Origin of the sequence: Desulfobulbus propionicus DSM 2032 (genome assembly GCF_000186885.1) — a bacterium.
Lineage (GTDB): Bacteria > Desulfobacterota > Desulfobulbia > Desulfobulbales > Desulfobulbaceae > Desulfobulbus > Desulfobulbus propionicus.
Genome location: NC_014972.1, coordinates 3,410,667 through 3,429,269 on the forward strand (window position 1 = coordinate 3,410,667; position 18,603 = coordinate 3,429,269).

Genomic DNA, 18,603 nt, shown 5'->3' on the forward strand with positions numbered 1-18,603 from the left:
ACCGGGCCGCCAGGGCGGCCGGAGAACGTCCATGAGCAACGATACGCTTCCCCCGTTCCTCCAGGCGCTGTTGCGTCCTGCATGTTACGATCATCCCGCGCCGGATCTGCGTTTGGTGCAGACCCATATTTCCTCGGTGATCCTTGCCGGCAATTATGTCTACAAATTCAAGAAACCGGTCAACTTCGGCTTTCTTGATTTCTCCGATCTCGACAAACGGCGGGTGTGCTGCGAACAGGAACTGCTCCTCAATCGCCGACTTTGCCCGGACATCTACCTCGACCTCGTACGGGTGACCGCGGAAACCGGAGGCGGGTTCACCCTCAACGGCAGCGGCCGGGTGGTGGAGTACGGGGTTAAAATGGTCCGCATGCCGGAGGACCGGATGATGACCAATCTGATCCAGGCCGGCACGTTGTCCGAGGCCCATATCGATGCCCTGGTCGAGGTGCTGGCCGATTTCTACAGCCGCGCCGATGGAGGGCCGGAAATCGCCGCCTTTGGCACCGCGGCGGCTGTCGGCATAAATGTGCTGGAGAACTTCGAACAGACCCGGGGATTCATCGGCCAGGGGACACTGAACCAACAACAATTTGATGGCATCGCCGGGTATGCACGGCGTTTTCTCGCTCGGGAGCCCCTGTTTCAAGAGCGTATCGAGGGCGGATATATCCGCGACTGTCATGGTGACCTCTATTCCGCCAACATCTGCCTGGCGGATAAGGTCTACATTTACGACTGCATCGAGTTTAACCAGCGCTTCCGTTACTGCGATGTGGCCAGCGACGTAGCCTTCCTGGCCATGGACCTGGACTTTTACGGACTTGATCGTCTATCATCCCGATTCATCGACCAATTTTCCCGAACGACCAACGACAGCGGCCTGGGGGCGATGCTGAACTTCTATAAATGCTACCGGGCCTATGTCCGCGGCAAGATAGGGCTTTTTACAGCAGGAGACCCAGCGGTCGAACCGTCGCTCAAGGCCGCCTGCCTGGGCAATGCGGCTAAGTATTTCCGTTTGGCCGAGCGCTATGCCAGCGAATGAGCCGACGGCTACCGCTATAGCTCGCCAGACGCTCGCGGTATTCTTCGGCATGACTGCTTCGGGCAAATCAACCCTGGCCCTGGCCTGGGCAAAACGCTGTCAAGCTCCTTATTACAATACCGATCGGGTGCGCAAGGAACTCGCCGGCTTGCAGCCCAGCGATCGCCGACCCGATGGCGTGGGCCAGGGAATCTATTCACCGGAACTGACAGCGGCAACGTATCAGACCCTACTCGACCGGGCACGGGCGGATTTCGAGCGAGGGGCGAGGATTGTCATTCTGGATGGCTCGTACAGCAAGCGTTCCGATCGTGCACGGGTACGGGCCTTGGCAACGGAGATCAAGGGACGGTGCGTGTTTTTCTTCTGCACCTGCGCGGATGACGAGGTGCGGCGTCGACTGGCATTGCGTGCGCAGGATGCGACCGCCGTTTCCGATGGCCGCTGGGAGATATTCCTCCATCAGAAACGCACCTTTGAGTTGCCGGACAGGCAGGCCGAACCGGACTGCATCCCCATCAACACCGAGCAACAAGTGGAAACGATGCTCGACTGGCTGACAGAGTACCCGTTGATGCGGGGGTGAGCTGCCAGCCATTGTTCATCACTCGGTGGACTCGGCGTCCCTGATCGATTCGGGCACCGCCCGGTGTTCTTCCGTTTTGGGCGTTCCCTCGGCCTGCTCCCCGGCCGTTGCCTCTTCTTTGCGATCGGCAGGAGCCTTGGTCATGAACTCCGGCAACCAGCGATTCATGCCCCAGGCAGGGGCGTTTCCCGCCTCCAGGCGGTCCAACAGAGCCTTGGCCTGCGGAGCGAGATTGGAATCGGGATACATGGCCAGCAAATATTTCAATCGATGTTTGGCCTCTTCCTGCCGATCGGTGCGCACATAGAACACCGCGACCATGTATTCATGGTTGACCAGAAATTCCTTGCACTCGATGATTTTCGCCTTGGCTTCCTTGGCGTACGGTGATTGCGGATAGGCATTGATCAGCCGGGTGAAGGATTTGATCGCTTCTTGAGGGCCAGACGCATCCCTGTCGATACGATCGGAGCGACGATAATCGCACATGCCGACCTGAAACATCACATAGGGGATGGCTTCATTGGTCGGATGGCGTTCCTCAAAGGATTTATAGAGGGTTTTGGCTTCCGCGTACTGCTTGTTGTAATAGTTGGCATCCGCAGCCTTGAGTTCGGCGAGCATCGCTTGCGCGCTGAACGGATGCTCGTCCAGGATGATTTTGAAGTTTTTGATAGCCTCGCCATAATCACCGACGTTATAGGCATCCATCCCCTGAACGATCAGTGTTTCGGGTGGCAGGGATTCCGGTTCTTCCTCTTCACCAAACGAAAAGGCGCTGAACATGCCGTCAAATGTCGAACAACCGGAAAGTGTCATTGCCGCGAGCAACCAGAGAACGAGGAGCAGGCGTTTGTCAGCGCGAAATGTTCGTACGATAGATACCGTGGGCATGGCATGGTCCTCTATTCACTGCAGTTCAGGGGGGTATCCGGGGCTTGGTTGCCCAGATAATGCTCGACGGATAATTCAGCGACCGCGCCTTCTCCCGCGGCATTGATGATCTGCCGGAAGCGTTTGCTGCGGATATCGCCAGCGGCGTAGACTCCGGGAATGGAGGTAGCCATCTCCGCGTCGGTGATGACAAAACCGCCTTCGTCGGTCTGGAGTTGATCCAGTGGCAACATGTCGTTGTTGGGCACAACGCCGATCAGGACGAAAAGCCCTGTCACCTTCAAAACCGATTCCTCGCCGTTGTGGTGCCGGAGGAGCAATCCCTCCACTCCGGCACCCTTGGAACCTCTGATTTCGAGCACTCGCGTATTCCACAGAAAATCGATCTTCTGGTTGCAGAAGGCTTTTTCCTGGAGAATCTTGGTGGCCCGCAATTCGCCCCGCCGATGGATGACCGTGACCTTGGAGGCGAATTTGGTCAAGTGCAGCGCTTCCTGGATGGCAGTGTTGCCCCCTCCGACCACGGCGATTTCCTGGTTGCGGTAAAAGGGACCGTCGCAGGTAGCGCAATAGGAAACCCCACGACCGCTGAACTCATATTCACCAGGAACGTCCAATCGACGGGGTTTGGCTCCAGTACACAGGATTACGGTTTTGGCGGTCAGCGTTTCACCGTTTTCAAGGATGACGGATTTGACCTCTCCGGCCAGATCCAGCTTGGCAATGGTGGCGAATTTTTTCTCCAGGCCAAAACGATCGGCATGGGCGGTCATTTTATCCATGAGGTCGAATCCGGAGACGCCTTCGGTAAACCCGGGATAATTGTCCACCCAGTCGGTCACAAGCACTTGACCGCCAGTGGCCCCTTTTTCAACGAGCAGAACCTTGAGACGACCACGGGCGGCATACAACCCGGCCGTCAGGCCAGCCGGTCCGCCACCGACGATGATCAGCTGATACTGTGCCTGTTGCATGGTCGATACCGCCCCAAAAAAAGAAGGCACGGTCCTTTGTCCCAACACAACAAACCGTGCCCTGCGAGAAAATGTTAGATGGCTTTTTTGATCAGATCCTGCAATTGCGACTTGCCGACCGCGCCCGTGATCTGATCGATCACTTCGCCGCCCTTGAAGAGGATCAAGGTGGGGATGGCGCGAATGCCGAATTTTCCGGGCGTGGCGGGGTTGTCGTCAACATTCATTTTGGCGATGACCACCTTGCCCTCGTACTCCGCAGCCAACTCGTCGATGACCGGTCCAATGGCCTTGCATGGCCCGCACCACGGAGCCCAAAAATCAACAAGACAGGGGAGAGAATTACCGATGATGCCGCTTTCGAATTCGCTGTCGGATATGTGCACTACCTTGTCACTTGCCATCTCACGTTCTCCTTTAGGCCTCCCATCGATAAGGGATGAATGAAAAACTATAAATTCTCGATGGTTATGGGATATTAATCTGCATTGCCGGTCATTCTACCTTGCCGCTCCAGAGGTGACAAGAAAAAATTGACATCATTGAACCGCTGTCAACCCCGCCAACTCATGTATTCTTTTTTGCTTTTGACATCTGAAAAACAGCCGTGCTATAAGAGACGGTCCTTTTCGCTCCGAAACCAGTGACATCAACGCAGCAATGACGGGGAAAACAATGAAAACAGACAGATCCGCGCAGCTTTTCACTCAAGCAAAAACCTATATCCCAGGTGGGGTGAATTCACCGGTCCGCGCCTGCCGTTCCGTCGGCTGTGATCCCCTGTTTGTGCACAAGGCCTCCGGCTGCATGATCACCGATGTCGACGGCAACGAATTCATCGATTTTGTCGGTTCCTGGGGGCCGATGATTTTGGGACATGCTCATCCCGAAGTCGTGGAAGCCATTCAAGCGGCTGCCGTTCAGGGCACCAGTTTCGGCGCTCCCTCGCCCCTCGAGGTAGAGTTGGCGTCCATGGTCTGCAAGGCGGTCCCATCCATGGACAAAATTCGCTTTGTCAATTCGGGAACCGAGGCCACCATGAGCGCCATTCGCCTTGCTCGAGGCTATACGGGCAGGAAAGTGGTGGTGAAGTTCGACGGCTGCTACCATGGGCATGCCGACTCCTTTCTGGTCAAGGCTGGATCCGGGGTCATTACCCTTGGCATACCGGGCAGCCCCGGGGTCCCCGAGGACATCGTCAAGAACACTCTTTCCATCCCCTATAACAATGAAGAAATCCTGGAGCAGACCCTGCGTGACACCAACCTGGATATTGCGTGCGTGATTGTCGAGCCCGTGGCCGGCAACATGGGCGTCGTCGTGCCAAATTTAGGTTTCTTGCGAAAACTCAGGGAATTAACCAGGGAACTCGGTATTATCCTGATCTTTGACGAGGTGATCACCGGTTTTCGTCTGGCTCTGGGCGGGGCGCAGGAGCGCTTCGGCATCATGCCCGACCTGACCTGCCTCGGGAAGATCATTGGCGGTGGCTTGCCAGTGGGCGCTTACGGCGGCAAACGGGAGTTAATGGAACTGATCGCCCCCGATGGGCCCGTGTACCAGGCCGGTACCCTGTCCGGCAATCCTTTGGCCATGGCAGCGGGACTAGCGATGCTCAGGGTGGTGCAACGCCCAGGATTTTACGCCGAGCTCGAAGCGAAGAGCGACTGGTTCGGCGCCGAAATGGAGAAACTGGCCGCCGCAGCACCTGTACCGATCAGTGTCAACCGGATCGGCTCCCTCATGACCTGTTTCTTCACCCGGGGACCGGTCACCGATTTCACCTCGGCCATGACCGCCGATGCCGCTTTGTACGGACAGTACTTCCGCCACATGCTCGCCGGCGGTATCTGGCTTGCCCCATCGCAGTTCGAGGCGTCGTTTGTCTCCGCCGCCCATGAGCGAAGCCACTTGCAAAAGGCCTTGGACATGACTGAATCGTCATTCAAAAAATTGATGGTTTAATTAAAAAATTATTGCGTTTGCCGATTGCGCATGCTACCTGTAGCACCGATTGTAGCGACTGCCGGCGAATGAACATGAAGGTGACAATGTCGGACGATCGCAGGGAGATGTTCAGGCAATTGGCTGTGTATAGCCAAGTAGGCATGACCTTTGTTTTTTCCATCCTGATCGGTTTCGGTATGGGGTGGTTCCTGGACAATAAAGTATTTGGCGGTAACACCGCCCCTTATTTGACATTTATTTTTTTGGCCTTTGGTATTGCTGCCGGGTTTAAAAACCTCTGGGATCTCAACCGGAAAATACAAGATGAATAACCGGGATCATACGATCAATAGCTCGCATACCGAAACCAGTTTACTGGTGGTGCGGCAGGTGATACTGTGCAGCGGCATTCTGCTGATGTTTCTGGTCGCCGGGAGCTGGTGGTTTTTCGGATGGATCTTCGCCCAATCGATATTGATCGGAGGGCTGCTGGTGAATGGCAGTTTCTGGCTGCTGAAGAAAGACGCCCAACGTCTGATGGAGCGCGTCAGCGCAGCTGACGGATCTTCCGGGGGTGGCGTCAACATGGAAAAAACGCGTTTTTTCCTGCGGGCATTTGCGCGGTTGATTGTTGTTGGTTTGCTGTTGTTCGTGTTGGCCTCAAAGGTTCCGATCGATGTGATCGGGCTGACGCTGGGGTTTGCCACGATTATGATCAGTGTTGTTATCATCGGCTTGAGCATTGGAAAGTGCTGGTTGCCGAGCAAAGTCTGAGGAGAGTGTAGGTCATGGAACATCCGATATTGTTTATTTCTCTGATTCTTGAAGCATTGGGACTGCCGGTGCCCCATACCCCTGTCGGTGCTACTCTGCTGGAGAAGATTTGTGAGCCCTACATGACCTATACCTGGATGGTCATGGCCTTTTTGATCATCGTTCCCAAGCTGACCATGGGCAAACTGGAGATGGTCCCGGGGAGCGGCCAAAATTTCTGGGAAGTGATGGTCGGGGGACTAATGGACTTCTGCGCCGAGAATCTGGGCGAGAAAGGCGCCAAGATGCTTTTTCCGATGATGGCCACTTTCTTTTTCTACATCATCCTCTCCAACATGATCGGATTAATTCCTGGATTCATGTCGCCCACATCGAGCCTCAACATCACCTTGGCCATGACCTTGATCGTCTGGGTTACCCACCATGTGCTCGGATTCAAATATCACGGCTTGCACTATTACAAGCACTTCATGGGCCCGAGCAAGGTACTGGCGCCGTTCATGTTTCTTCTTGAGATTATCAGCAACTTCGCCCGTCTGATTTCACTCTCCATGCGTCTTTTCGGCAACATTCTTGCCAAAGAGGTTCTGCTGGGCGTGCTGTTCATGCTGGCAGGTGCATTTTTCGCCCCGCTGCCCATTCTTTGTCTCGGTGTCCTGGTTTCAGTCATCCAGGCCGTGGTGTTCGTTCTGCTTTCCCTGCTCTACTGCGCGGGATCCATGGAACACGCCCACTGATTACATACATAGAGTTCCGTTCAACGGAGAAGAAGGCCAACATTATATAAAACTTTAGTACGGAGGATCACTACAATGGACAAATTAAGTCTTGCCCTGATTTGCATCGGCGCTGCACTCAGCATCGGCTTGGCCGGCTTTGGCGCTGGTATCGGTATGGGGAACGGTCTGCGCGGCGCTTGCGACGGCGTTGCTCGCAACCCGGAAGCCAAGGGTGCCATCACCACCACCATGATTCTTGGTATGGCTCTGTGCGAGTCCATCGCCATCTATGGTCTGGTTATCGCCTTCATCCTGCTTTACGCTAACCCCTTCAAGGCTGCGCTCGGACTGTAATCGCGTTTCACACGGCAGAAATGGCCGATCAAGGGCTGCGGTGGTTGCCGCAGCCCTTTTTTGTTGGTATGAAGCAGCATGCTTTCCTGCGTGATCAACCCATCTGCACACAAAGGCGACCCTCGCCTGCCCCCTACCGGTATCCTGGCGGTCAACCCATCGGACAGTTCCTGCTTGGCCGAATTCAGCAAACATTATCAACTTAGACAACATTTCCTTTTCAATTCGCGTCTGTACAGCAATGACTTCCTGTTTCTCGCGGGGCCCGCTGTTGGGGCGCCCATGGCGGCTCTCTGTCTGGAAAAACTGATCGCCCTAGGGGCGCGCAACATTGTAGTCTATGGGTGGTGCGGCTCCCTTTCCCCCTTCCTGGCCGCAGGGGACCTCTTCCTGCCAACCAGTGGTCTGAGCGAAGAAGGAACAAGTGGCCATTATCCTGTGCCGAAGGACAGGCAGGAAGACTCCTTGTTCCACCGCTCGCTCTTGCAACAACTGCAACACCACGGGCACAATCCCCAGCAAGGATCGATCTGGACCATCGATGCAGTGTATCGCGAGACCAGAGAAAAGGTCGAGCGGTATGCCGCTCAGGGTATCCTTGCCGTGGACATGGAATATACCGCTCTTCGCACCGTGGCCGCCTTTCGCCAGGTCGATCTTGCGGCAGTGATGTTGGTCTCCGATGAGTTGTTCCATCATCCGTGGACCCCAAAATTTTCCCAGAAACGGTTTCGCACAGCATCAGCCACGATTCTGGCCGAACTCTGTACCCTTGTTCAATCCGGTGAGCTTCAATGAAAACCTTGTATATCGTGAGTCTCGGTTGTCCCAAAAACCTCGTCGATTCGGAGGTCATGCTTGCCGCCCTGGAACAGTCGGGATATGCGGTGGTCGACGATCCCGATCAGGCATCGGTGTTGCTGATCAATACCTGTGGATTTATCCGCCCGGCCGTTGAAGAGGCGATTGACACCATTTTCGAGCTGGCGGCCTATAAGGAGCAGAACCCGCACCAAAAGCTGGTGGTTACCGGGTGCATGGTGCAACGTTACGGAAGCGAGTTGCTCAACGAACTGCCGGAAGTGGATCTGTTTGTCGGTCTCGATGATTTTCCGCGCATCGGCACCATGCTCGAGCAATTGCCGCTCCGGCCGCAATGCATCGTCACGTCCGGACCGTCTACCTTTCTTATGAACAACACCCTACCCCGTCGGATTTCCACTCCTTTTTTCCGCGCCTATCTGAAGATCACCGAAGGATGCGACAACCGTTGCGCCTACTGCATGATTCCCTCGATCCGCGGTCGGCTGCGTAGTCGAGCCATGACCGACTTGCTGCTCGAAGCCACCCGTCTGCAACAGGCCGGAGTGCGGGAACTGGCGCTGATCGCCCAGGACCTTACCGCCTATGGCAGGGATCTGGGAAACGGCACATCCCTCGTTTCCCTGCTGGAGGCTCTGCTCACTCAAACCGACATCCCGTGGCTACGCCTCCTCTACGCCTATCCTTCAGGGATCACCGATGACTTATTGCACCTAATGGCCGACCAGCCGCGTCTTCTGCCCTATCTGGATATCCCTTTTCAGCACGTCAGCACCCCTGTCCTCCGGGCAATGAACCGACACTACGATCACCGGGCATTGCAGGATCTGATTCTCCGCATTCGCCGCATCGTTCCCGACTGCGCGATCAGGACCACCATGCTCGTTGGCTTTCCTGGCGAGACCAGAGACGATGTGGACCTACTGCTGGAAGCCTTGCAGACCTGGCAGCTTGACCACGTCGGTGTGTTTCAGTATCAGGACGAAGAGGGGAGCCGCGCTGCGAAATTACCCGACAAGATATCCGAAGAGAAAAAAGAGGCGCGCTATCAGCAGGTCATGGCCGTGCAAGCAACCATCAGTGCGCAACGGCAGCAACGTTTTGTCGGTCGGGTCGAACCGGTGCTGGTGGAGGGTATCAGCGAGGAAAGCGATTTGTTACTGGAAGGACGAAGCCGGTTTCAGGCCCCGGAAATTGATGGCTGTGTGTATATCACCGCCGGGCATGTGACCCCCGGTGATATCGTACCGGTACGGATCACCGAGGCGCATACCTATGACCTTGTCGGCGAAGTGGTCAGCGGAGAGGACAGCCGCTGACCGATGGGGCATGACTCACTTGCCGCTATTCTTATTGACCTGTTCGCGCAGATCCTTGCCAACTTTAAAAAACGGCAATTTCTTTGGTTTTACTTTGATTTTCTCGCCGGTCTTTGGATTGCGGCCGGTGTAGGATTCATACTCCTTGACGACAAAACTACCAAACCCTCGAATTTCAATCGATTCTCCCCTGGCGAGAGCGTCACTCATGGTTTCGATGATCGTGTTGGTTATTGAGGCGGCTTCTCGGATGGGAATGTTCATCGCTTCAGCCAAGGCTTCGATCAATTCGGATTTGTTCATACCAATCTCTCCTGCACGCTCCCCGACGGATTCACTGCAAAACGGTTATTCCTCATCTGAAAGATAGCGCACATCGGCCATCGTATAAAAAAAACTGATTTCAGGAGGCTGTTGAAATTTAAGCAAGTATGTTTTTGATTGTAAAGGGAATTTTCCGTGTAAAAATCTTTTTTAAGTCATTTTGGTTCAGAACCCTGTATTTTCCGAGGGGAAGTGAGCCGAGGCGAAGGTTACCGTACGCCGTTCGCCTGAGATGAAGAACCCGGTGGTTGATGGCCTGAAACATTTTCCGCACCTGCCGTTTCTTGCCCTCGTGGATAGTGATTTCCACCAAGGTCGTTCCTTTGTGCCGCCGAAGTAGGCGAACGACTGCCGGCCGGGTCATCACTCCATCGATTTCAATCCCCGACTCCAACCGCTTGAGTTTGTCGACCGAGGGCGAACCGCTCACCTCAGCCTCATAGGTCTTGTTGACCTCGTAGCGGGGATGGAGGATGGCGTTGCCCAACTCCCCGTCATTGGTCATCAACAGCGCGCCTTCCGTATCCAGATCCAGACGGCCCACGGGAAAAAGCCGCAATGGAATGTCGGCAAGCAGATCGGAAACCATGGGGCGGCCCTGCGGGTCCGAAAGAGTGGTCACATATCCGGCCGGCTTGTTGAGCAGAACGTAAATCTTTTCCTCGAAGACAAGTGGATGACCGTCACAGGTGATGGTGTCGCGATTGGGATCGGCCTTGCTGCCCATGCCGGTGACCACGTGGCCGTTTATTCGAATCCGACCTTCGAGAATCAGCTGTTCGGCCTTACGCCGGGAGGCGATACCAGCCTTGGCGAGAATTTTCTGCAGCCGTTCTTCCATGAATGCAACGAATCGAGGCGAGACCAGAGGACGAATGGAGCAAGCCTAGCGGAAGCGGGAAGGCAGGATGGTGGCGATCTTATCGTCGACCAACCGCTGGGTTGCCGGATCCACGGCGAGCACCTCCGTGTACCACGGCTTCATTCGGCAATCAAAGACAATCGGCGGCTGCAGGCCCACATGGAAGCGCCGGACCGTCTGCTCACGGCCATGAATATCTGCTGCCGGCTCGAAACGGGTGAAAAAGGTCCACAAGAATTCCTGCAGCGAACAGGTCGCCTCCTCGGTCGAATCGACCAGAACCACCACCGGCCAAGAGGACACCCCGGGAAATCGGGCGATTTCATCGGCAAGATGGGGCGCGGCGGCGTACTCAATTCCCTGAACAACCAGGGTACCGGGAAGAAAGGCGCGGGGATGGCTGCATTGCGGTGGGAGGATGCCGGCAAATTCAACCGGCAAATCCCGCCGTTTTTCCTGTCCAAGCCCGAGCATCATGGCCTTGGAGCCTTTGTTGACCGATGGCCCGGTGTAGTCGAGGGTATCTTGGGAGACATTGGCAAAGACAAACAGATCGCGATCCCACTCGATCCGTTCCAGGATGTGCTGCCATAAACGGGGAAAATGCGCCACATCGATGCTGCCGTCGGTCACGAGGAGAAACTTGGTGAGCGACAACTGGCCTTCGCCGAGAATACGCAAACCGGCGGCAAAGGCCTCTCGCGGATACCGATCGGTAACCCTGGCGGCGGCCAGGCAGTGGAATCCGGTTTCGCCAAAGGTCTTCAGCTGGACAACCCCCTTCATCACCAGCGGGAAAAGCGGCGAGAGAAGATCCTGGAGAAAATCGCCGATGAAATAATCCTCCTGTTTGGGCCGACCGACCACCGTGGCCGGGTAGATAGCATCCTTGCGATGATAGAGATGGGTGGTCTGAAAAATTGGGTAGTCGTGTTGCAGTGAATTGTAGCCATAATGATCGCCAAAGGGACCTTCCGGCCGCCGGATATGGGGCGGGACACGTCCCTTGATGGCGAATTCGGCCTCGGCCACCAGTTGATGTCCACCCAGAGGATCGTCGACCACACGTAATTTTTCCCCCTGGAGAAGGCTGGCGAGGATCAGTTCGGGGATGTTCTCCGGCAGGGGCGCGATGGCTGCCAGCATCAGGGCAGGCGGGCCGCCAATATAGAGGGTCAGCGGCAGGGCCTTGTTCTGTTGTTCGGCCGCAAAGTAATGAAAGCCTCCGCCTTTGTGAATCTGCCAATGAATACCGGTGGTGGTGTCATCGAACCGTTGAATCCGGTACATGCCGAGATTATGGCCCAAGCCGTCGGGATGCTCGGTATAGACCAATGGTAGGGTCACAAAGGCGCCACCGTCGGAATGCCAGGAAGTGAGCATCGGCAGCTCGGTCAGGCGCGCGGGCTGTTGGCAACAATCGAGAATTGGCCCGGCGGTGCATCGCTTGAGACCGACCTTCAACCCCTGATTCAGCAGCGAACGGGCATGCCACAGAGACGAAAGCGTCGGCGGCAGTGCCTGTTCCACCAAGTCGACCAAACCACGCACAAAGTTGAGCGGCCGTTTGCCAAACGCCAGCTCGAGGCGAAGGTTGGTGCCGAAAAGATTGGTGATCACGGGAAAACGGGATCCCTTCACCTTGGTGAACAGCAGCGCCGGTCCCCCTTGGGCAATCACCCGCCGGTGGATCTCGGCAATTTCCAGATACGGATCAACCGGGGTGTCGATGGTGAGCAGTTGGTTGTTGGCGCGCAACAGCTCTATGAATTGGCGCAGATTGACAAGTGCATGCATGCTGGTCTTGATCCAGTACGAGGGTGGTCGCACGAACTGTCCGCTAGGGCTCAGTCGTGATGGTGATGGTCTTCGCGGAGAAACAGCGTGTGGTATTCGTCACCGCTGAGGTGCGTTTTCATCAGACCGGTGAGCACATTGACCACCTGATGAATTTCCGCTTCAGTCATCCGGGAAACCAACACACGGGAAAGTCGCTCATCACTGAAATGGTGAAGAAAATCGATGAGTGACTGCTCATCGGTGGCGCGATCGATTCCAAAAAACATAGGGATCCGTTGCAACAAAACTGGCGTTAACCCGCGATCATTTTCCACCAGATCTGGCGGTTGCGGGGGCCATCGAACTCGCAGAAAAAAATGCGTTGCCATGTCCCCAGCCGCAACCGCCCCCGATCGATGAACACGGTCACCGAAGATCCGGTCAAAGCGGTCATCAGGTGGGCGGGTGAATTGCCCTCGGCATGACGATACGGATAATCGGCGGGCACGATTCGAGGCAACGCGCCAAGAATATCCCGTCGCACATCCGGATCGGCCCCCTCGTTGATCAGCACCCCCGCGGTGGTATGCGGGTTATAGAGCGAAAGGATTCCCTCCTCGATGGAGTTGGCCGCCACGAGCTGCTGCATCTGACTGGTCAGGTCAATCATTTCCAACTGTTTGCCGCTGGTGACGGACAGCTCGCCGCTTGGCATGAACGGGGATCTCAGAAAATGATTATTGCAGCTGCCACGCGCCGTATTCATCACGACAGGCGGTGCTGTAGGTTCGCTGTGGTCTGCCGTCGATCACCGCTTCAATCTCCGCCCGGCGGCAGACCCGATTGGAGCCACTCTGGTAGGCTGGTTGCGGGGTGACGGTGTACTGGTTGCCGGTGTCCGGGTTGACCCAGGACGAGCGCTGGTTGGAAATGCCGCGTTCATAGGCATGGTTGAGCTGTTCCCGGTCGTATTTGTCCATTTCGTTGCCCACGATGTAACCAAGCAGCCCGCCCACCGCGGCACCGATCAGGGTGGCGCCGGTATTGTGGCCGATGGCCTGGCCAATGAGTGCCCCGGCGGCGGCACCGCCCACCGCCCCGGTCTGGCCCTTGGTGGCACAGGAAGAAAGGGTGAGCAGGAAAAGCAGAGCGATAACGCTTAAAAACTTCATGATGTTTCTCCCGAAAAAGAAGAACGGTGCTTCAGCGAGTCAGGCAGTTCTTTGCTTGCCTGCACTCCCAAGTGTTTCAAGGCTTCAGTGCGGGCAATCAGATTGCCCTGACCAGCAGTCAATCGATTCCTGGCCGTGTGCCAGGCCTGCTGGGCCTGGTTGAGACGAAAGCCAACATCCTCAAAGGCTTCGACAAAACCAACGAATTTATCATAAAGGCTCCCCGCCTGTTTGGCAATCACTAAACTGTTGCGGTTTTGTTCGTCCAGCCGCCACAGATGATGGATCGTTCGCAACACGGCCAGCAGCGTCGAAGGACTGGCGAGAATCACCTTTTTCTGCATGGCACTGATCAAAATCTCCGGTTCCCGTTCGACCGCAAGCTGAAACGCCCCTTCGACGGGAATGAACAGGAGGACGAAATCCAGCGCCCCCAAATCGGACAACAGGTGGTATTCCTTACTGGACAGCAGGCTGATCTGCCGTTTGATCGAATCGAGGTGTAACTTGATCTTCTGCTCCCGCAGATCATCGGCGGGTGCGTTGTGTGCATCGACAAAGGCCTTGAGCGAAACCTTGGCGTCGATAATCACTGTCCGGTTCTCGGGGAGATAGACCACGGCATCGGGCTGGTAGGCCGTGCCGTCACTGGTTGTGCAATGGACCTGAACGGCGAACTCCTTGCCGTTGCGCAAGCCAGAGGCTTCCAGCAGCCGGCTGAGCACCATCTCGCCCCACTGTCCCTGTAGCTTGTTGCTGCCCCGCAAGGCCTGGGTGAGGTTGGCAGCCTCGGCACTGATCTGCTGATTGAGCCGCTTGAGGTGCTCGATCTCCTTGAGCATCGAAACCCGATCACGCGCATCGCGATCATAGGTCTCTTCGATCTTCCGCTTGAATTCCAGCAGCTGCTCATGAAAAGGCCGGAGCAGCAAGGTAAGAGCCGAGGCATGCTGTTTGTTGAGCTGTTCCCCCTTTTCGCTGATGATCCTGCCGGCCAGAAACTGAAAATCCTGTTCGATCTGCTGCCGTGCCTCGGCCAGGAGCGTCTCCCGTTCGTCCACCTGTTGCTGCATGGCCCGGCAGGCGGTCTGCAAGGAGGCATTCTCGGCGTCCATTTCGCGGCACTCCCTGGCCAGCTGGTCGCGTTCCAGGCGAAGACGTTGCACCTCGGCCTCCTGGGCGCGCGACTCATCCTGCAGCCGCTCCAGCCTCAGCGACAGGATCAGATGACGCCGCTGGGTTCGGCTGTGGCCCGCAAGCAGGACGAGAATGGCCACCACCGCGCATGCACCCGCCCCCAAGACACAAGAAAACAGGTCAATCTGATCGAAGGGGGAGGGCAAGGGGGGCATGATAAAAAAATGGGCAAGGGAACCCGACGTTCAACCGCGCCGGGCACGGCGTCGCAATTCGTCGATCTCATCCAGCAGATCCAGGACCAGGGCGCAGCCCGGCAGGTTGACGCGAAGATCGTTTTGCAGCCTGATCGCGGTCTGTACCCGCTTAACGGCGACAAAGGTGAACCGCCACTCCCGCGGGGAATACCCTTCCGGACTAATGATCCCCTCCTCGACCATGCCGTGGATGCGTTCGGCGCTGACCCCGCACAGCCTGCACAAATCCGCTAGGGTGCAGCGGGTTTCTTCATCAAGGACCATGCCCTGGATATAGGTTCGTTGTTCGGTCATATTCAGATTCCCAGTTCGGCTCGGGGGTTGAACGGCATCTTTTGCGCCATGGTCGCATACAGCTTGCGCTGCTCTTCCGTGGTGGCCTCCGGAATAACTATGTGCAGGGTGACAATCTGATCGCCGCGATGGCTGCCGGAGGAAAGCCCCTTGCCTTTAAGGCGGAGTTTTTTACCGGCCTGCGATCCCGGCGGGATCTTCAGCTGTACATTGCCGCCCAAGGTGGGAACGGTCAGGGTAGCCCCTAGGGCCGCCTCCCACGGCGCCAGCGGCAGAGCGAGGTGGATGTCTCGTTTATCGGCGTGGAAGAGCTGATCCTCCTCAAAGGCAATCTCCAGGTACAGGTCACCGGCCGGGCTGCCGCCGTAACCGGGAAGCCCTTGGCCTTCCAGGCGTATCCGTTGCCCTTCGATGATTCCTTTGGGAATGGCCACATGCAGCCGATGCGGACTCACCGAGACATGACCGTTCGGGTCGACCGTGGACCGGTTCAGGGTGATGGTCTTGTGCGCGCCGTGATAAGAATCGGCAAGCGAGATCACTATCTTGGCATGTTGATCTTCGCCCTGCATGCGAAAGGTCTGCCGCCTGTGCCCACCCGCCTGGCCACGGCCGAACAGGGATTCGAAGAAATCACTGAATTGACTCGCGTCGCCGCCGGTATAGCCGCCGCCGCGGAATTCAAACCCCGCATCCCAGTTGGGAGGCGGTTCGAAATGCTGGCCCTCTCGCCAGTTGGCTCCAAACTGATCGTAGGCGGCTCGTTTTTCCGGATCCTTGAGGACTTCGTAGGCCTCGCCGGCATCCTTGAACTTGGCCTCGGCATTTGCCTCCTTGCTGACATCGGGGTGGTATTTGCGGGCCACCTTGCGATAGGCCTGCTTGATCTGGTCCTGAGTGGCGTTGCGATCAACTCCCAGTATCTTGTAGTAATCTTTGTATTCCATGGTGCTCCCTGGAGACATTACCCTTGAATGCTGTCAGGTAAAAATAAGAATAGCCTATTAAAAAGAAAAGAATAAAATACGCCAAACAGCTTTCCCCTTGAAGTGCGCCCCGTGTTTCCTTTATGTTGAAGTAATGGTTTGGAGGAAACAATGAACAATATTGTCCTCACCGGATTCCGGGCCACGGGCAAGACCTCGGTAGGCAAGGCGCTGGCGACAAAACTTGGGTATGCCTTTTCCGATACCGACCGCCTGCTCTGTGAACGACTGCATGCCCCGATCGCCGACATCGTGGCCCGTCATGGCTGGCCGTTTTTTCGTCAGGCAGAGGCACAACTCTTGCGTGAACTCGCGTCCATGACCCATACGGTTCTGGCAACCGGTGGGGGGGCAATTCAACACCATGCGGAGTGGTCGCTCCTCAGAACCCATTCATACGTTGTCTGGCTTGACGCCGATCTCGCCACCATCAGCAAACGCATTGCTGCAGATGCCGCCTCCGCAGCCCAACGTCCCGCTCTTGTCCAAGGGCTAACCGCCCACGACGAAATAGAAACCCTGCTCGAACAGCGCCGACCGCTCTATGCAGCCGGATCCGATCTGCGTCTCGATACCGCCAACGACGATCCTGAGACCCTGGCCGAACGCATTGTTGAACAACTCAAGCGCATGGCGAATGAGGGCAGGGGAAAGACTCTACGCGACAGGGCCAAGGTGGCGGCCAAAGGATAGATGCACATGGAAGCAAAAACTGATCCCCAGCAGGAAACGATTCGATCCGTGTGGATGGTCAGCCGCGAATACGAAGGGCTGGCCGGTGCGGGCGGGGTCAAGGATGTCTGCCGACAGTTGGCGGAAACCTTGGTGACGCATGGCCACACCGACGTGCGGGTTGTCCTGCCCCGTTACGGTTTCATGGATGCCGTGGGCCTTGGATTTTCCCTCGTCGAACTCGATGGGAAAAAAGGGCACATTCTCGGTCGCCGCTATGCCCATGTCTTTGAAGTGGACATGAATTACGCCGCGGAAGAGCGACGGGAGACCGTGGCAATCTGGCAGCGACAACTCAACGGGGTCACGATCTTCCTGGTCGAGGCGGATCGTTTTGCCGCCAAACGGGGAGTATACACCTATACCGAGGAGGATGAACAGGAAGTTGCCTGGCAACGCAAAGGCGGGGGACATTTTGACTATTTCGCCATGAACATTCTCCTCCAGAAGGCGGCGCTGGACCTGATGATTCTTCTCGACGCGCATCCCCAGGTAGTTCACTGCCAGGACGGGCACGCCGCCACCCTGCCCGCGATGTTGCGTGAACACAGTGGCTATCGCCACTATTTCCGTCGAACCGGTGCGGTGGTGACCATCCATAATGCCGGGCTGGGTTACCATCAGGACGTCGACGATCTTGCCTTTGCCCACGCCGTGACCGGCCTGCCAATGCGGGTGATCACCAAAGGACGGCTCGGCGGGAACTTCGACCCTTTCATAGCCGCCGCCGACTACGCCGTGCTCAACACGGTCAGTGAAAATTACGCCAGGGAACTGCAGCAAACTCCGGACGATGCCCGCACCGGCTGGCTCGGTCATGCCCTGCTCGAACGCGGCGTGACGCTTGCCGGCATCACCAACGGCATCGATCCGTTCGCCTTTGATCCATCGAGGCCGGAACCGCTGGCACTAGCCGCTGGCTATGACATTCTGAACGGCGAGTTTTCCGGCAAGGCACACTGCAAGGCTGACCTGCTCGGCCGGATCGCCTCATGCGGTCCCTGGCAACAGGTCAAGCAGTTCGGCCTGCTCAGCGGGCCGGTGGAAGCTCCCCTCTGCACCTTCATCGGACGGTTGACCGCGCAAAAGGGGGTGGATATTCTTATTCAGGCCATCGGCCAACTGCTTCCCCAGGATGCGAGCTGTCAGTTCCTTTTGTTGGGCTCCGGGGCGCCCGAGTTTGAGCACCAACTGGAGCTGTTGGCGACGCAAGGCATCGGCCAGGGACGGGTCTGCTTTCTCAAGGGCTACGATCCTGTTCTCGCCAACAGCGTCTATGCAGCCGGCGATTTTTTCCTCATCCCCTCCCGCTACGAACCCTGTGGCCTGACCGACTATATTGCCCAACTGCTTGGCAACCTGCCGATTGTCCATGGCGTTGGCGGCCTGGTCAAGGTCATCGACGGCGAAAACGGTTTTGCCTACAGCGGCAATACCGCCGCTTCCCTGGCGGCAACAATGATCCGGGCCTTGTCGCTGTACCATCGACAACCGGAACGTATTCGATCCATGCAGCGGCGGGCCGTCGAACGGATACATCGCCATCATACCTGGAAAACGGTCATGGACGACTATATCAGTCTTTACCGGCAAGCGATGCGGATGGGTTGCGGGGGCCAATGA

At 56.7% G+C, this 18,603-nt stretch carries 23 protein-coding genes; 11 read left to right on the top strand and 12 right to left on the bottom strand.

Annotated features, from left to right (window positions below; genetic code table 11):
* Nucleotides 1-31: 31 nt before the first annotated feature.
* Nucleotides 32-1,048, top strand: coding sequence for a hypothetical protein (locus tag DESPR_RS14815; protein WP_015725611.1), 1,017 nt, complete (start codon nucleotides 32-34; stop codon nucleotides 1,046-1,048).
* A complete protein-coding gene (locus tag DESPR_RS14820) occupies nucleotides 1,035-1,634 on the top strand; it encodes a P-loop nucleotide/nucleoside kinase family protein (RefSeq protein WP_015725612.1) in 600 nt (199 codons plus the stop codon). The genes DESPR_RS14815 and DESPR_RS14820 overlap by 14 nt, the downstream gene beginning before the upstream one ends.
* Before the next feature lie 18 nt (nucleotides 1,635-1,652).
* On the opposite strand, the gene DESPR_RS14825 is transcribed toward DESPR_RS14820, so the two are convergent.
* The 3 genes from DESPR_RS14825 to trxA all read right to left on the bottom strand — a co-directional run bounded on the left by DESPR_RS14825 (nucleotide 1,653) and on the right by trxA (nucleotide 3,906).
* The gene (locus DESPR_RS14825) at nucleotides 1,653-2,528 is read right to left on the bottom strand and encodes an outer membrane protein assembly factor BamD (protein WP_015725613.1); all 876 of its coding nucleotides are present in this window, start codon (nucleotides 2,526-2,528) and stop codon (nucleotides 1,653-1,655) included.
* A gap of 11 nt (nucleotides 2,529-2,539) precedes the next feature.
* On the bottom strand, nucleotides 2,540-3,502 hold the full coding sequence (trxB, locus tag DESPR_RS14830; RefSeq protein WP_015725614.1) for a thioredoxin-disulfide reductase: 963 nt from the start codon (nucleotides 3,500-3,502) through the stop codon (nucleotides 2,540-2,542).
* Between the two features lie 74 nt (nucleotides 3,503-3,576).
* The gene (gene trxA / locus DESPR_RS14835; RefSeq protein WP_015725615.1) at nucleotides 3,577-3,906 is read right to left on the bottom strand and encodes a thioredoxin; all 330 of its coding nucleotides are present in this window, start codon (nucleotides 3,904-3,906) and stop codon (nucleotides 3,577-3,579) included.
* Nucleotides 3,907-4,177: 271 nt separating this feature from the next.
* Between trxA and hemL the strand changes: the two genes are divergently transcribed.
* The 7 genes from hemL (at nucleotide 4,178) to rimO (ending at nucleotide 9,437) form a co-directional block, all read left to right on the top strand.
* Nucleotides 4,178-5,467, top strand: coding sequence for a glutamate-1-semialdehyde 2,1-aminomutase (gene hemL, locus DESPR_RS14840; RefSeq protein ID WP_015725616.1), 1,290 nt, complete (start codon nucleotides 4,178-4,180; stop codon nucleotides 5,465-5,467).
* Between the two features lie 74 nt (nucleotides 5,468-5,541).
* A complete protein-coding gene (locus DESPR_RS14845) occupies nucleotides 5,542-5,781 on the top strand; it encodes an AtpZ/AtpI family protein (RefSeq protein ID WP_245529463.1) in 240 nt (79 codons plus the stop codon).
* A complete protein-coding gene (locus DESPR_RS14850; RefSeq protein WP_015725618.1) occupies nucleotides 5,774-6,223 on the top strand; it encodes an ATP synthase subunit I in 450 nt (149 codons plus the stop codon). The genes DESPR_RS14845 and DESPR_RS14850 overlap by 8 nt, the downstream gene beginning before the upstream one ends.
* A gap of 14 nt (nucleotides 6,224-6,237) precedes the next feature.
* Nucleotides 6,238-6,960 (top strand): F0F1 ATP synthase subunit A, encoded by a 723-nt coding sequence (atpB, locus tag DESPR_RS14855; protein ID WP_015725619.1) that lies wholly within the window; start codon nucleotides 6,238-6,240, stop codon nucleotides 6,958-6,960.
* Nucleotides 6,961-7,035: 75 nt separating this feature from the next.
* The gene (gene atpE / locus DESPR_RS14860) at nucleotides 7,036-7,296 is read left to right on the top strand and encodes an ATP synthase F0 subunit C (RefSeq protein ID WP_015725620.1); all 261 of its coding nucleotides are present in this window, start codon (nucleotides 7,036-7,038) and stop codon (nucleotides 7,294-7,296) included.
* Nucleotides 7,297-7,374: 78 nt separating this feature from the next.
* A complete protein-coding gene (locus DESPR_RS14865) occupies nucleotides 7,375-8,094 on the top strand; it encodes a nucleoside phosphorylase (protein ID WP_015725621.1) in 720 nt (239 codons plus the stop codon).
* Nucleotides 8,091-9,437: a 30S ribosomal protein S12 methylthiotransferase RimO gene (gene rimO, locus DESPR_RS14870; protein WP_015725622.1), complete on the top strand. Its 1,347-nt coding sequence runs from the start codon at nucleotides 8,091-8,093 to the stop codon at nucleotides 9,435-9,437. The genes DESPR_RS14865 and rimO overlap by 4 nt, the downstream gene beginning before the upstream one ends.
* A 15-nt stretch (nucleotides 9,438-9,452) precedes the next feature.
* Here the strand turns inward: rimO and DESPR_RS14875 are convergent, their stop codons facing one another.
* From DESPR_RS14875 to DESPR_RS14915, 9 genes are all read right to left on the bottom strand, one after another.
* Nucleotides 9,453-9,740, bottom strand: a complete 288-nt coding sequence (locus tag DESPR_RS14875) for an HU family DNA-binding protein (protein ID WP_015725623.1) — start codon at nucleotides 9,738-9,740, stop codon at nucleotides 9,453-9,455.
* Between the two features lie 118 nt (nucleotides 9,741-9,858).
* Nucleotides 9,859-10,602: a pseudouridine synthase gene (locus tag DESPR_RS14880; RefSeq protein ID WP_015725624.1), complete on the bottom strand. Its 744-nt coding sequence runs from the start codon at nucleotides 10,600-10,602 to the stop codon at nucleotides 9,859-9,861.
* Nucleotides 10,603-10,647: 45 nt separating this feature from the next.
* Entirely contained in the window at nucleotides 10,648-12,420 is a 1,773-nt protein-coding gene (locus DESPR_RS14885; RefSeq protein WP_043770184.1) for a UbiD family decarboxylase, read from the bottom strand.
* A gap of 50 nt (nucleotides 12,421-12,470) precedes the next feature.
* Nucleotides 12,471-12,689, bottom strand: a complete 219-nt coding sequence (locus DESPR_RS14890) for a hypothetical protein (RefSeq protein WP_043770187.1) — start codon at nucleotides 12,687-12,689, stop codon at nucleotides 12,471-12,473.
* Nucleotides 12,690-12,715: 26 nt separating this feature from the next.
* On the bottom strand, nucleotides 12,716-13,117 hold the full coding sequence (locus DESPR_RS14895) for a secondary thiamine-phosphate synthase enzyme YjbQ (RefSeq protein ID WP_015725627.1): 402 nt from the start codon (nucleotides 13,115-13,117) through the stop codon (nucleotides 12,716-12,718).
* Between the two features lie 22 nt (nucleotides 13,118-13,139).
* Nucleotides 13,140-13,574 (bottom strand): glycine zipper domain-containing protein, encoded by a 435-nt coding sequence (locus DESPR_RS14900; RefSeq protein ID WP_015725628.1) that lies wholly within the window; start codon nucleotides 13,572-13,574, stop codon nucleotides 13,140-13,142.
* Nucleotides 13,571-14,851, bottom strand: a complete 1,281-nt coding sequence (locus tag DESPR_RS14905; RefSeq protein ID WP_169701644.1) for a DNA recombination protein RmuC — start codon at nucleotides 14,849-14,851, stop codon at nucleotides 13,571-13,573. The genes DESPR_RS14900 and DESPR_RS14905 overlap by 4 nt, the downstream gene beginning before the upstream one ends.
* 105 nt (nucleotides 14,852-14,956) lie before the next feature.
* Nucleotides 14,957-15,262 (bottom strand): chaperone modulator CbpM, encoded by a 306-nt coding sequence (locus DESPR_RS14910; protein WP_015725630.1) that lies wholly within the window; start codon nucleotides 15,260-15,262, stop codon nucleotides 14,957-14,959.
* Nucleotides 15,263-15,264: 2 nt separating this feature from the next.
* Complete coding sequence (locus DESPR_RS14915; protein ID WP_015725631.1) at nucleotides 15,265-16,209, bottom strand: DnaJ C-terminal domain-containing protein; 945 nt, start codon at nucleotides 16,207-16,209, stop codon at nucleotides 15,265-15,267.
* Between the two features lie 150 nt (nucleotides 16,210-16,359).
* On the opposite strand from DESPR_RS14915, the gene DESPR_RS14920 reads away from it, so the two are divergent.
* Together DESPR_RS14920 and DESPR_RS14925 are read left to right on the top strand one after the other, a co-directional pair.
* Nucleotides 16,360-16,941: a shikimate kinase gene (locus DESPR_RS14920; RefSeq protein WP_015725632.1), complete on the top strand. Its 582-nt coding sequence runs from the start codon at nucleotides 16,360-16,362 to the stop codon at nucleotides 16,939-16,941.
* A gap of 6 nt (nucleotides 16,942-16,947) precedes the next feature.
* Nucleotides 16,948-18,603, top strand: coding sequence for a glycogen synthase (locus DESPR_RS14925; RefSeq protein ID WP_015725633.1), 1,656 nt, complete (start codon nucleotides 16,948-16,950; stop codon nucleotides 18,601-18,603).